At 63.3% G+C, this 13,274-nt stretch carries 14 protein-coding genes; 6 read left to right on the top strand and 8 right to left on the bottom strand.

Annotation, left to right across the window (positions count from 1 at the left end):
- Nucleotides 1-35: 35 nt before the first annotated feature.
- From AC07OO_RS03040 to AC07OO_RS03025, 4 genes are all read left to right on the top strand, one after another.
- Nucleotides 36-1,187 (top strand): serine hydrolase domain-containing protein, encoded by a 1,152-nt coding sequence (locus AC07OO_RS03040; RefSeq protein WP_495080576.1) that lies wholly within the window; start codon nt 36-38, stop codon nt 1,185-1,187.
- Nucleotides 1,188-1,413: 226 nt separating this feature from the next.
- Entirely contained in the window at nt 1,414-1,647 is a 234-nt protein-coding gene (locus tag AC07OO_RS03035) for a hypothetical protein (RefSeq protein ID WP_495080575.1), read from the top strand.
- A 114-nt stretch (nt 1,648-1,761) separates the two neighbouring features.
- Nucleotides 1,762-2,193 carry a collagen-like protein gene (locus AC07OO_RS03030; protein ID WP_495080574.1) on the top strand — a complete coding sequence of 144 codons (432 nt, stop codon included), beginning with the start codon at nt 1,762-1,764 and terminating at the stop codon, nt 2,191-2,193.
- Nucleotides 2,194-2,381: 188 nt separating this feature from the next.
- Nucleotides 2,382-5,018, top strand: a complete 2,637-nt coding sequence (locus AC07OO_RS03025; RefSeq protein ID WP_495080573.1) for a M1 family metallopeptidase — start codon at nt 2,382-2,384, stop codon at nt 5,016-5,018.
- Between the two features lie 9 nt (nt 5,019-5,027).
- Here the strand turns inward: AC07OO_RS03025 and AC07OO_RS03020 are convergent, their stop codons facing one another.
- The 3 genes from AC07OO_RS03020 to AC07OO_RS03010 all read right to left on the bottom strand — a co-directional run bounded on the left by AC07OO_RS03020 (nt 5,028) and on the right by AC07OO_RS03010 (nt 7,992).
- Nucleotides 5,028-5,585, bottom strand: coding sequence for a YdeI/OmpD-associated family protein (locus tag AC07OO_RS03020; protein WP_495080572.1), 558 nt, complete (start codon nt 5,583-5,585; stop codon nt 5,028-5,030).
- An 83-nt stretch (nt 5,586-5,668) separates the two neighbouring features.
- On the bottom strand, nt 5,669-6,784 hold the full coding sequence (locus tag AC07OO_RS03015; RefSeq protein ID WP_495080571.1) for an acyl-CoA dehydrogenase family protein: 1,116 nt from the start codon (nt 6,782-6,784) through the stop codon (nt 5,669-5,671).
- A 26-nt stretch (nt 6,785-6,810) separates the two neighbouring features.
- The gene (locus AC07OO_RS03010) at nt 6,811-7,992 is read right to left on the bottom strand and encodes an acyl-CoA dehydrogenase family protein (RefSeq protein WP_495080570.1); all 1,182 of its coding nucleotides are present in this window, start codon (nt 7,990-7,992) and stop codon (nt 6,811-6,813) included.
- 100 nt (nt 7,993-8,092) lie between these two features.
- Here AC07OO_RS03010 and AC07OO_RS03005 point away from each other — a divergent pair, with 100 nt between their 5' ends.
- Nucleotides 8,093-9,373 (top strand): MFS transporter, encoded by a 1,281-nt coding sequence (locus tag AC07OO_RS03005; RefSeq protein WP_495080569.1) that lies wholly within the window; start codon nt 8,093-8,095, stop codon nt 9,371-9,373.
- Between the two features lie 34 nt (nt 9,374-9,407).
- Here AC07OO_RS03005 and AC07OO_RS03000 read toward each other — a convergent pair whose 3' ends face one another.
- The 3 genes from AC07OO_RS03000 to AC07OO_RS02990 form a co-directional block, all read right to left on the bottom strand.
- The gene (locus tag AC07OO_RS03000) at nt 9,408-9,656 is read right to left on the bottom strand and encodes a DUF3297 family protein (protein ID WP_495080568.1); all 249 of its coding nucleotides are present in this window, start codon (nt 9,654-9,656) and stop codon (nt 9,408-9,410) included.
- 33 nt (nt 9,657-9,689) lie between these two features.
- Entirely contained in the window at nt 9,690-10,394 is a 705-nt protein-coding gene (locus tag AC07OO_RS02995; RefSeq protein WP_495080567.1) for a YceH family protein, read from the bottom strand.
- A 77-nt stretch (nt 10,395-10,471) separates the two neighbouring features.
- Nucleotides 10,472-11,056, bottom strand: a complete 585-nt coding sequence (locus AC07OO_RS02990; protein WP_495080566.1) for a lipid-binding SYLF domain-containing protein — start codon at nt 11,054-11,056, stop codon at nt 10,472-10,474.
- Nucleotides 11,057-11,200: 144 nt separating this feature from the next.
- On the opposite strand from AC07OO_RS02990, the gene purN reads away from it, so the two are divergent.
- Nucleotides 11,201-11,794: a phosphoribosylglycinamide formyltransferase gene (purN, locus tag AC07OO_RS02985; protein ID WP_495080565.1), complete on the top strand. Its 594-nt coding sequence runs from the start codon at nt 11,201-11,203 to the stop codon at nt 11,792-11,794.
- Between the two features lie 132 nt (nt 11,795-11,926).
- Here the strand turns inward: purN and AC07OO_RS02980 are convergent, their stop codons facing one another.
- Together AC07OO_RS02980 and AC07OO_RS02975 are read right to left on the bottom strand one after the other, a co-directional pair.
- Nucleotides 11,927-12,733 (bottom strand): DUF2145 domain-containing protein, encoded by an 807-nt coding sequence (locus AC07OO_RS02980; RefSeq protein ID WP_495080564.1) that lies wholly within the window; start codon nt 12,731-12,733, stop codon nt 11,927-11,929.
- A gap of 30 nt (nt 12,734-12,763) precedes the next feature.
- Complete coding sequence (locus AC07OO_RS02975) at nt 12,764-13,159, bottom strand: Hpt domain-containing protein (protein ID WP_495080563.1); 396 nt, start codon at nt 13,157-13,159, stop codon at nt 12,764-12,766.
- Nucleotides 13,160-13,274: the final 115 nt, after the last annotated feature.

Genomic DNA, 13,274 nt, shown 5'->3' with positions numbered 1-13,274 from the left:
CCATCCACTTACTACTTCTTCAGGGACGCACACCTATGAATGCGAACACCATGCTGCTGGGCGGCCGTGCCGAACAGCGCTTCGACCCCTTGAGCGAACTGTTTGCCGCCAACATCAACTCCGGCGAAGACCTGGGCGCGTCCCTGGTCGTCAACATCGACGGCGAAAACGTCGTCGATCTGTGGGGCGGCTGGGCCGACACGCAGCGCACCCTGCCGTGGCGCAAGGACACCATCACCAACGTCTGGTCCACGACCAAGACCATGACCTCGCTGGCGGCCTTGCTGCTGGTTGAGCGGGGCGAGCTGGACCTGCATGCGCCGGTGGCCAAATACTGGCCGGCCTTTGGCGCCAACGGCAAGGGTGCGGTCGAAGTGCGCCACCTGCTGGGCCACAGCTCGGGCGTGTCGGGCTGGGACCAACCGGTGACGGTGGACGATATCTACGACTGGGAAAAGTCCACCGCCATGCTGGCGCGCCAGGCGCCGTGGTGGCAGCCGGGCACGGCCTCGGGCTACCACGCGCTGAACTATGGGCACTTGGTGGGCGAGGTGGTGCGCCGCATCACCGGCAAACAACTAGGCCAATTCTTTTCCGATGAGATTGCCCGCCCCTTGAAGGCCGACTTCCACATCGGCCTGGCGGAGTCGGAGTTCCACCGCGTGGCCAATGTGGTGCCGCCGCCGCCGCTGCAACTGGACCTGGCCATGCTGGACCCCAATGGCGCCATGTTCAAGACCTTCACCGGCCCGGCCCCGCAGGCCGAGGTGAGCTGGACCCGCGCCTGGCGCCAGGCCGACATCGGTGCGGCCAATGGCCATGGCAATGCGCGTTCGGTGGCGCGCATCCAGTCGCTGGTGGCCTGCGGCGGCGCGGTGGATGGTGTGCGCCTGTTGTCGCCTGCGACCATAGACAAGATTTTCCAGGTGCAGTCGGTTGGGCCGGATCTGGTGCTGGGCATACCGCTGAAGTTGGGCATGGGCTATGGCCTGCCGCTGCCGCAGGTGCTGCCCTTCATCCCCGAGGGCCGCATCTGCTTCTGGGGCGGTTGGGGCGGCTCCATGGTCATTGTGGACACCGAACGGCGCATGACGATTGCCTACATGATGAACAAGATGGCGCCTGGGCTGGTGGGTGGGCCTATCAGTGCGGCTTTGGTGGAGCAGGTCTACCGATTGGTCATTTGAAAAATGAGCCTGTAGCTCCCGTGCAACAAGCGTATACCGCTAGCAAATGCATAGCGGTTGTGTTGACCGTGCGCTGCCATACAGACGAAAAATACGGGCTGCCTAGCATTGCACTTGAGTTTGTGTACCGAGTGAGGTGTCGCAGATTTGGGGCTTGCAGCCATGGTGGCCGAAGTCTCTTTCGTACGCCGTTGTACGCACGTATCTTTTGCGGAGGTTTTTTCAAATGGATGTAGCAGTCACCCCCCAAATACTCATCATTGGCAGTCTGTTGGCCTTGCTGGTGGTCGCATTGATCGCCCGACACTTTGAGCAGCGCGGGCACAGCCACGGCTCGCAAGGCCGCTTTGGTGTTGACCACAGCCAGGACATCTTCGAGATGAGCAGGCGCACCCGCGCCGAAGCCCTGCGCAAGGAGCGTGAACGGCCGGACGCTATGTCGCCCAGTTTGCGGCGCTGAAGTCGGGTAAAGGTTTTCCTCTAAGCGAGCTGGCGGACAGACACCAGGCGGACGGGCCCTCAAAGTGGAGATATGCAGCCACGTTGACTGCGTACAACCACAAGAGGATCTGCCATGAAATTCTTAATTCCATCTGTTTTGTTGATCTCCGTCTTGGGCCTGAGTGCCTGCACTGGGCCCATGGGCCCGCCCGGAGCCACCGGAGACACAGGCGCAACTGGTAACCAGGGCAATACTGGGAACACAGGCAATACAGGCCGCCAGGGCAGTACAGGCTACACCGGTGCAACCGGTGCTACCGGTACGCAAGGCAACACGGGTAACACCGGCTATACCGGCGCGACCGGTTCCACGGGTTCGACCGGGGCCACTGGCGATACCGGGGCCACCGGCAACCAGGGCAACACCGGCTATACCGGTGCTACTGGAGCCACAGGCTCTACGGGTAACACGGGTGCTACCGGATCCAAAGGCAACACCGGCAACACCGGCAACACCGGAACATCGGGCGGCGCCACGATTGTGGTCGTCCCACCGACCAAGTAAGGCACGGCACCGCCGGGATGCGCAGTGCGTGTGCGCCCGGCGCCGCGGTCCCAGCGCGTGGAAATTAAAAGTCCGCTGCGTTTGGGCCATGGAATTTGTCAATACAATTTTCTCGGTAGAAAAGGCCTTGCCGCGTCCGGCAAAACGCTGTGCGTCCACGGCCTTTTTCTCGCCGAGAAAACCATTGCATGCAAGCACCACTGTTGTTCAAGGGCGCCAGCGCCATCGCGCTCGCCATTCTGTCGCTCACGGCCCAGGCCGAATCCAAATTCAGCTTTGACCGTACACCAGGCAAGCTGCCCAAGGACGTGGTGCCCCTGGAGTACCAGATCCACATCGTTCCAGACCTCACGGCATTCACTTTCAGCGGCACCGAAGACATCACGCTGGATGTGCGCAGCACCACGCGCAAGATCGTGCTCAATGCCAACCAGCTCAGCATCGACGCGGCCACACTCAGCGGGCAAGGCATGCCCCAGCAGAGTCTGCAACCCCTGCTCGACAAAGCGCAGCAAACGCTGAGCTTCGCACTGCCCAAATCTCTGGCCAAGGGGCGCTACACGCTGGCGCTGCGCTACCGCGGCGTCATCAACCGTACGGCCCAGGGCCTGTACTACGACCGCTACCAGGTGGGTGCTGCCGAGAAGATCATGATCGGCAGCAACCTGGAGGCCACCGACGCGCGCAGCTTCTTCCCGTCGTGGGACGAGCCGGTCTTCCGTGCCCGCTTCCAGATGACGGCCGATGTGCCTGCCACTTTCACCGCCATCTCCAATATGCCGGTGCAGCAGGAGCAGACCTTGCCCAATGGCAGCAAGCGCGTGCGCTTTGCAATGACGCCCAAGATGTCCACCTATTTGATGGTGCTGGCCGCGGGCGAGCTGGAGCGCAGCAGCGCCGTGCAGGATGGCACCGAGATCGGCGTGGTCACCACCATGGGCAAACTGCCCGCGGCAAGCTATGCGCTCAAGATCAGCCAAGACCTGCTGCGCTACTACAACGACTATTTCGGCGTGCGCTACCCATTGCCCAAGCTGGACCAGATTGCCGTGCCCGGTGGTTTCGGTGGTGCCATGGAAAACTGGGGTGGCGTCATCTACAACGAAACCACGATGCTGTACGACCCGGCCAAAAGCCCGCTCAGCACGCAACAGAATGTCTTCCGCGTCGTGGCCCATGAGACGGCGCACCAGTGGTTTGGCAACCTGGTGACCATGGCCTGGTGGGACAACCTGTGGCTCAACGAAGCCTTTGCATCGTGGATGGAGAGCAAGGCAACCGACCACTTCAACCCCGAATGGCATGTCGCCCTCAGTGCCAACGCAAGCCGCGAGACGGCCATGGCGCAGGACGCACTGAAGAGCGCCCACCCCATCTACCAGCCGGTCACCAACGAGAACCAGGCCAACGACGCCTTCGACAACATCACCTACGAAAAAGGCCAGGCCTTTTTGCGCATGCTCGAAGCCTACCTGGGCGAAGAGGCCTTTCGCAATGGCATACGCGCCTACATCGCCAAGCACCAATACTCCAACACCACCAGCGCCGATCTGTGGACCGAGTTGGCCCAGGCCTCGGGCAAGCCAGTGGACAAGTTGGCCCGCGACTGGACACTGCGCGCCGGCTTTCCGCTGGTCAGCGTAGATGCGGTGTGCGACAACGGCCAGCGCACCATCACGCTGCGCCAACAACAGTTCTTGTTGGACCGCAGCGCCAAGAGCGAGCGTGTGTGGAGCATCCCGGTGCAGGTCGGCACGGTGGATGGCAAGCCCGACTACGTGTTGCTGGAGAAACGCAGCCAAACCTTCACGCGCCCCGGTTGCACCGGCCCGCTGGTGGTTGATCCCCAGAGCGTGGGCTACTACCGCGTGCAGTATGCACCGGAGCTGCTGGCCGAACTGATACCCGGCCTGCAGCAGTTGCCCGATAGCGCCCGCGTCAAAGTCGTGACCGATGCCAGCATCTTGTTCAGCGAAGGCCGGCTGCCCGTTGCAGCCTTCTTCGACATCGTCAAGGCCTTGGCCGACGAGCCCCGCGTGGCCATCTGGCGGCTGGTGCTGGACCGCATCACCAGCCTGGACGACATGGCCCGCGGCGATGCAGCCACGCGCCAAGCGCTGCGCCGCTTTGCTATTGCGGCAGTCAAGCCCGCATTCCAGCGGCTGGGTTGGGATGGCGTTGCCGGCGAGTCGGTCGACCAGATGCAGACGCGTGCCGCCCTGCTGCAGTTCTTGGCCACCATGGGCGACGACGCCACCGTGCAGGAAGCCCGCAACCGCTTCGCCCGCTACCTGACAGAGCCACACAGCATGGCGCCCACCATGGTGGCCGTCGTTACGCAGGCGGTGGGGCGTGCTGCGGACCAAGCTATGTTTGACCAGTTGTTGAGCCTGGCCCGCAAGGCCGAGGGTACGGAAGAAAAAAACCGGCTCTACACGGCGGCTCTGTCCGTAGCCGATCCGCAATTGGCGCCTCAGGCTCTTCCTCTGGCTTTGTCCAAAGACCTGCCCCCCTTGATCGCCAGCAATGTGCTGGTGGATCTATCGCGCGAACACACAGCCTTGGTTTGGGCCTTTGCCCTTCAGAACACCGAAGCCCTGCTGCACATGCAGCCTGACTACGAACGCACCGAATACCTGACCAAGCTGCTGCGCAACAGCAGCGATGCCACGGAAGCCGACGCCCTGCAGGCCTATGCCAAAGCCCACCAGCCGCTAGAGGCCCAGGTGCAGGCCGCGCGCGGTGCCGAAGGCATACGCCTGCGCGCAGAGCGCAAGGCGCGACTGTTGCCGCAGTTGGCCCAGTGGTTGCAGCTGCAGGGGTAAAGCCGTTACTTAATCCAGGCGCAGGCCGTTCTGCGAAGCCTCCATCAGCTTGGCCAACCGGCTTTCGCGCGTGGCTTCGCGCTTGGCGCTGACAATGCGCCAGAGCATCTGGTGGCGGTAGCCCGGCGGCTGGGCTTCAAAGAACTTCCAGGCGGCCTTGTTCTTGCGGAACAGCTTTTCTTCTAACGGTGCCAACACCGCGGTCTCTGCCTGTTCATATGCGTAGATTTTGGACTTGGCCTCGCGGCGCAGCGCAAAGGCCTTCAAACCGGCTTCCGTCATGCGGCCCTCTTCGGTCAATACCCGCACGCGCTCGATGTTGATGGCGCTCCAGGTGGAGGTGGGCTTGCGCGGTGTGAAGCGGATCATGTAAGCCTCGTCATCGATGCGCTTGCGCACCCCATCGATCCAGCCTGCGCACAGCGCCTCGTCCACCGACTCGGGCCAGGTGATGCTGGGCTTGCCCGTGTCGCGCTTGTAGAAGCCGACGATCAACTCGGCTTCGGTCGCTGCGTGTTGGGCAAACCAGGCGCGGAAGTGTGCGGGGGTTGCGAAGAAGGTGGGCATCACTGAAATGTATCGCTACAGGCGTGTTACCAAAAAAAAAGCCCTCCGGCGGAGGGCTCTTGTTGCGGCGTGAATTGGCTGTATCAGGCAAACACCCCTGCCGTATCCTGCATACGCGCCGACACCTCACCCAGGTGGTGCATGCTGTCGCCAAAGGTCATTTCCAGTTGCGTGAGCTTCTTGAAGTAGTGGCTGACGATGTACTCATCTGTCACGCCAATACCGCCGTGCAGTTGCACCGATTGCGCGGCGATGAAGCGCATGCTCTGGCCCAGCTGGTACTTGGCACGGGCCATCGCGGCGCGGCGCTCGGGGGCCGGTGCGTTGAGCTTCAGGCTGGCGTAGTAGCTCATGGAGCGGGCCAGTTCCAGTTGCATCTTCATGTCGGCCGCGCGGTGGCGCAGGGCCTGGAAGCTGCTGATGACGACGCCGAACTGCTTGCGGGTGTTCAGGTATTCGGCGGTGATGGCCACGGTCTTGTCCATGACGCCCACGGCCTCGGCACAGCTGGCGGCGATGCCAATGTCCACGGCATGTTCCAGTGCGGCCAGGCCGTCAGTGGTGATCAGCGTGGCGGGCGCGTTCTTCAGCACCAGCTCAGCGGCGCGGCTGCCGTCCTGCGTGCCATAGCCGCGTGTGGTTACGCCGGCCGATTGGCGTTCGACCAGGAACAGCGCCAACTGGCTGTTGATCTTGGCGGGCACGATGAAGGCGTCGGCCTGGTCACCCACGGGCACTACGCTTTTTGTAGCATTCAATACATAGCCACCGGGGGCTTGCGTGGCTTTTGCCTCGCACACGTCGAGCTTGTAGCGGGCTGCACGCTCTTGGTAGGCCAGCACCACGATAGCTTCGCCGCTGGCGACTTTCGGCAACCACGCGGCCTTGGTAGCGGCGTCGGCATAACCGGCCAACACGCCACCGGCGATCAGGGATTGGGCCAGGGGTTCGAGCACGATGCCGCGGCCCAGCTCTTCCATGACCACCATGCCTTCGACCGGGCCCATGCCCAGGCCGCCATCGTCTTCGGGCACATACAGACCGGCCAGGCCCAGTTCGGCCAGTTCGTTCCAAGCAGCGCGGTCAAAGCCACCGGCCTTTTCGATCGCGCGGCGGCGCTCAAAGGTGTAGCCCTTGTCCACCCATTTGCGCACGGCATCGCCGAGTTGTACCTGGTCGTCAGAAAAGTCGAAATCCATTTTTGTTACCTCTTGGGGAAGATGTCTTAGCCGAGCACGACTTGCGAGACGATATTGCGTTGCACTTCGTTCGATCCGCCGTAAATGGTGGTCTTGCGCATGTTGAAGAAGGTCGATGCCAGCGGCGCGTTGGCCACTTCGCCACCGGGGAAGTCGCCTTGCCAGCCGGCGGCCATGGCCTCGCGGATCAGGGGTACGGCGAAGGGGCCGGCGGCCAGCATCATCAGCTCGGAGTAACGTTGCTGGATCTCGCTGCCGCGTATCTTCAGCAGGCCGGCGATGTCCAGCGGGTTCTTGCCGGACTTTTCGGCGGCCAGCACGCGCAGCACCAGCATTTCCAGCGCGACCACGTCCACTTCCAGCTTGGCGATTTCGTCGCGGAAGCGGGTGTCGGTCCACACGCCTTCGCGCTTGGCGATGCGCTTGAGGCGCTCCAGCTCGCGCTTGGCGCGGTTCACGTCGGCGATATTGGTGCGCTCATGGGAGAGCAGGTGCTTGGCATAGGTCCAGCCCTTGTTCTCTTCGCCGATCAGGTTCTCGGCGGGCACTTCGACGTTGTCGAAGAACACCTCGTTCACCTCGTGGCCGCCGTCCAGCATGATGATGGGGCGCACGGTGACGCCGGGGCTCTTCATGTCGATCAGCAGGAAGGAGATGCCGGTCTGCGGTTTGCCTTCGGTGCTGGTGCGCACCAGGCAGAAGATCCATTCGCCGTATTGGCCCAGCGTGGTCCAGGTCTTCTGGCCGTTGACGAGGTACTTGTCGCCCTTGCGTTCGGCGCGGGTCTTGACGGACGCCAGGTCCGAGCCCGAGCCGGGTTCGCTGTAGCCCTGGCTCCACCAGACTTCACCACTGGCGATGCCGGGCAGGAAACGCTTTTGTTGTTCGGCGTTGCCAAATGCCATGATGACGGGCGCGACCATCACAGGGCCAAAGGGCACCACGCGCGGCGCGCCGGCCAGTGCGCACTCTTCTTCAAACAAATGCTTCTGCACCGCGTTCCAACCGGGGCCGCCAAACTCCTTGGGCCAGGCGTGGCCCAGCCAGCCTTTGCGGCCCAGGATCTTGGCCCAGCGCTGTAGATCGTCGCGGGTCAGCTCCAGTGCGTTATGTACTTTGTGGGCGATTTCAGCGGGCAGATTGGCCCTCACCCAGGTGCGAATGTCTTCGCGGAATTGCTGCTCTTCAGGGGTAAATGCCAAGTCCATCGATTAATCTCCAAGTAGACAATCCGATTTTTAGCACGGTCGTTCGATTCGTTCTGTCAAAGTTGTGACAGGATGGCGCTACCCTCTGACGGGCTCCACCATGGCAACCGCTGAAACCCACGCCACACCACCACCGCCGCAAGGTCTGCGCGCAGGCTTGCTGCATCGACTGCTGTTGCCGCATGGGGTGGACCGCACGGCGCTGACATTGCTCTGCGCGCGGGCACTGCGCGCCGTGGGCGATGGCTTCATGGCCGTGCTGCTGCCCGCCTATCTGTTGGCCCTGGGCTTGGGGACGCTGGAGGTGGGCATTGTCAGTACCGCCACGATGCTGGGGTCTGCCGCGGCGACGCTGGCGGTGGGGGCCTGGGGCCACCGCTTTGCCGGACGGCGCCTGTTGCGCGGCGCGGCCCTGCTGATGGTGGCCACCGGTCTGTGCTTTGCCAGTTTTGCGTCGTTCTGGCCCTTGCTCGTCGTCGCCGTCGTTGGTACGCTGAACCCCAGCTCGGGCGATGTCAGTGTCTTCCTGCCGCTGGAACATGCCCGCCTGGCCGAAGCGGCGCAAGGCCATGCGCGCACCGCATTGTTTGCGCGCTACAGCCTGTTGGGCGCACTGTGTGCGGCATTGGGCGCGCTGGCGGCAGGTGTGCCGGATTGGATGGTGGGGCACGCGGGCCTGCAGCGCCTGGACGCCCTGCGTGCGATGTTTGGGGTCTACGCCGTGCTGGGGTTGGCGGTGTTTGTGTTGTACCGGCGTTTGCCAACGGCCGGTGGTGTACAGGGCGAGCCGGTGCAACCCGCGCCACTGGGCCCGTCGCGCGGCGTGGTGCTGCGGTTGGCCGCGCTGTTCAGCGTGGACGCTTTTGCGGGTGGCCTGGTCGTCAATGCGCTGATGTCGTTGTGGCTGCTGCAGCGGTTTGGGTTCTCGCTGGCGCAGGCCGGTGTGTTCTTTTTCTGCACCGGTCTGTTGGGCGCCGCATCGCAATTGGCAGCACCCTGGGTGGCGCAGCGCATAGGGCTGCTCAACACCATGGTCTTCACGCACCTGCCGGCCAATGTATGTCTGGTACTGGCGGCCTTGGCGCCCAACCTCTACGTGGCACTGGCTCTGCTGCTGGTGCGCAGCGCCTTGTCCAGCATGGACGTGCCCACCCGCACCGCCTATGTGATGGCCGTGGTCACACCGGCTGAGCGCAGTGCGGCCGCCAGCTTCACGGCGGTGCCGCGCAGCCTGGCCGCGGCGCTCAGTCCCACGTTGAGTGGTGCCCTGTTCGCAGCAGGCTGGATTGCGCTGCCGCTGGTGGCGTGCGGCGTGCTGAAAATCGCTTATGACCTGACGCTATGGCGAGCCATGCGGCGGGAGAGTCTGGATGCGCAATGACCTGCAGCGCCAAGAGGCGCAGGGCCATTCACATTCAGCGGTAGAACGCCTCGACTGCGCCCTTGAGCTTGATCAACACGGGGTTGCCCTTGCGGTCCACGGTCTTGCCGGAGGGGACCTTGACCCAGCCTTCGCTGATGCAGTATTCGGCCACGTCATTGCGTTCCTTGCCGTTGAAGCGGATGCCGATGTCGTGCTCGAACACGGCGGCATTGAAGTGCGGGCTGCGCGCGTCGGTGGACAAATGGTCGGGCAGGGTGGGGCGTTCGGTGGCTTCGGTCATGGCGGTGATCGTTTGGTTTGTTGTAGTGGGGGGTTATTGGGATTCTTCTTCGGAGGGCGATACGCCCAGCTCGGCGCACAGCCTTTGCACGGTGCGGCGCAGGCTGGCCACTTCGGCCTCCAGGCGTTCAATGCGATCGGCGGTGTTGCTACCGAGGTGGCCCGATGCAGATGACACGGCAGCGGCGGTAGTGGTATCTACCGGCCCGCACAGCAGGTGGGCCCAGCGCTGCTCGCGGGCGCCGCTGGCACGCGGCAGCTTGACGACCAACGGACCACCTTTCTCGGTAGAGCGGTCTTGCATCTCTTCCAAGAAACCTTCGACCGACGAGATGTCGGCGAAGCGGTACCAGCGCTCGGCGTTCAGCCGCAATTCACCGGCGGTCTGCGGGCCGCGCAGGATCAGCAGGCCCAGCAGCACGGCGGATTGTTCGGGCACGCCGATGCCGCGTTGGAAGTTGTGCTCGTAGCGGGCGACGCGGCTGCCACTGACGGTGCGCACCAGGTTTAGCGGCAGCAGGGTGTCCAGCGCGGTGGCGATCTCGGCTTCGCTGAGTTCCATCACCGGGTCGCGGCTGCTCTTCTGGTTGCAGCCCAGCAGCAGCGTATTCAGCGACAGCGGGTAGCTGTCGGGCACGGTGCGGGCCTTCTCCATCAGCGTGGCCAGTACGCGCGCCTCGATGGTGGAAAGCGTGATAGAGGTGGCAGCGGCTGGCGTATCGGAACTGGGGAGCGTCATGGGCAGGCTGGTCGATTCAATTGCGGAAGATGGTGCAACCGCAATTATCGGGGCTAGCCAGCCCGCCCCGGGTTTTGTCAGCGCTTCTGGATCGGCGAGATCTTGGTGCCCTCGATGCTCAGGCTGACCATGAGGCCCTGCTGGTCAAAGATGTAGGCATAGGCGTCGTCTTTGAGCGTGGACGTGGACAGGTTCTTGGCCATGCCCTCGTTGACCATGACGACGTTGGGCCCCACGCCCACTTCCCAGCCCTTGGTCTTAGCCAGGTAGTCCACCGATTTGTCGTTCATCAGGAAGACCACATAACCGTAGGACTCGGCACCCGCTTGCCAGCCCCAGGAGGCCGAGACCGAGTTGTAGTAGCCGGAGAAGGCGCCGTTCTTGGTCATGACGCCCTCGCCATAGCTGCCGCCAAACACCAGGCCCGCCTTGATGATCTTGGGAAACACCAGCACGGCCTTGGCGGCCTTGCCCAGCTTCTCGGTTTCAGGGTGGGAACGGTACAGGGTTTGCAGCGCGCGGTTGGCGTCCTGGTTCAGATCTTCGGCCGTAGCGGCCTGTGAGGGCAGGTTGACTGCGGCCAGAGACAGCAGCACGGCGGTGGTCAGCATCACACGGTGGAAGTTGCGGCGTGTGGCGTTGTGGTTGTTATTGTTGTTCATGGTGGTAGTCCTCTCAAGCAGGTGTTGTTGAAACACGGTCATAAGCAGGCTCTCAGGGCCTGGGCTGCACGATAGGCGATACCGCGATGCGGCACCGTGCGTTGGCGCACGGAGGCTTTCACCCCAGCGATAATTCCCCTCCACATGAAGAACATCGTTATTTTGATTTCTGGCGGCGGCTCCAATATGGCGGCCATCGTCAAGACGGCGCAACGCGAAGACTGGGCCAAGCGCCTGGGTGCCCAGGTCGCCGCCATCATCAGCAACAAGGCTGATGCAAAGGGCTTGGTCTTTGCGAAGGAGCAGGGCATTGCCACCGAGGTGCTGGACCACAAGGCCTTCGCCTCGCGCGAAGCCTTTGACACTGCGTTGGCAGCGCTGATCGACCGCTACGACCAGCCGGATGCCCCGGCGCTGGTGGTGCTGGCGGGCTTCATGCGCATACTGACGCCGGAGTTTGTAGACCGCTACACCGGGCGTCTGGTCAACATCCACCCGTCGCTGCTGCCAGCCTTCACCGGCCTGCACACCCACCAGCGCGCCATCGACGCGGGCTGCAAGTTCGCAGGCGTCACCGTGCACCAGGTCACCAGCGTGCTGGATGAGGGTGAGATACTGGCCCAGGCCGTGGTACCGGTGCTGCCTACGGACACCGCCGACACGCTGGCCGCCCGCGTGCTGACCCAGGAACACCTGATCTATCCCCGGGCGATTGCCGGGTTGCTGCAAAAACAATAGCGAGAAATGACCCGCTGACGAGGGCTAGGGGCCGATTTTGTCAATAATTCGGCTTTGCACCAGTCAATAAACCCGTTTTGGGGTTTTTAGGCCATTTTGACGGCCTTTTGAAGCAGTCGACTGCCCACGTCGCTAGCGCAAGACCGCCGGCGCGCCGCCGAGGCCGGCCTTCTGCAGCCACTTGAAGACCGAGTCCACCGTTACTGTCTCGATGCGGTCGGAAAAGCGCTTTTCATTGGGGTGGTCGTCAAAGGCCACGTTGGCGGCCGTCATGCGTCCGCCCAGGCGGGTCAGCGCGCCGATCTTCAGGGTGCTGGGCTCATAGCCCTTGAATTGCAGCCAGGCTTGGGCGCGTGCGCGGTTGTCGGCGGAGGGCTCCATGGCATAGGCCAGCGTTTCCAGTGCCCATTGGTTGGACTGCTGGTATTTCTGGGCCCAGGCGTAGCTGACGATGCTGTAGGGCTTGGTGTGCAGAGTTGCGATGCGGGTGTCGTCGCTCAGCACGGCGTGCAGCCGCTCCTGCACCTCGGGCGTGGGCAGCACCCAGGCGCCTTCAAAGCGGTACAGGTCGTCCAGAAAGAACTCGCCCAAACCCTGGCGGTAGACGGCGGCTTCGGCCGTGGCGCAGGTATTGAGTTTGTGCGCCACCAGCCATTGGCCGCTAGGCTGGCGGTAGGCAAAGCCCAGGTGCGAGTAGCGCAGGCCGTATTTGCTGAGGTCCTGGCCCATGCGGGTCAGCACCACGAGCTTGGCGCCGGACCGGGCGTATTCGGCATCCAGCGCATGCAGGGTCTGCTCAGCCAGGTTCAGGCCACGTTCGAACATCTGCGGCGTAGGTTTGCTGGCCTCGCAGGAGCGGCCGGCCAGCGCCGGCGCACTGTGCAGGGTCAGCAACAGCGCAACGGTGAGGAGCAGGGGAGTGGGCTTGGTTGGGGTCATGGGCTGTTCCTGAATAGCGGGGACTGCTACCTACGCGGGCGGCGCGGTCAACGCGCGCAAGGCGGCTTCAAATAACTGCCACTGCGCGTCCAGCGCCAGCAGACCCTGCCGGACGGCGGTGGTGTTGCCCTGCTTGGCGGCTTGCTCGACCTGGTAGGCGGCCTCGCCCAGGGCCATGGCGCCGCTCAAGCGGCTGGCGCCGGTGATGCGGTGGGCCAGGGATTGGATGCTGCCCAAGTCTTCGGGCTGGGCGGAAGCGGCCTGCGCCAGGGCTGACAGGCTGCTGCGCGTACTGTCTGCAAAAGTTTGCAACACGCTGGCAATCAACGCCGATTCGTTGCCAAACATGGCGCCCAAAACGCTGGCGTCCAGCACAGGATGCTCGACGGGTGGGGTGTTGGGGGCGGTGTTGGCGGGCTGGTTCACGGGCTGTGCGGGATGTTGCGATTCAGTTTAGCCGTAGAAGCTGAGGCGCAGATCGGGGGTGGCAGCAGAAATCAACGCCATAATCGCGATCTGCACACAAATGCAGCAACCCCCA

The organism is Rhodoferax sp. GW821-FHT07G04 (genome assembly GCF_059418585.1).
The sequence above is the reverse complement of the archived record's forward strand: the minus strand, read 5'-3'. Positions and strand labels throughout refer to the sequence as shown.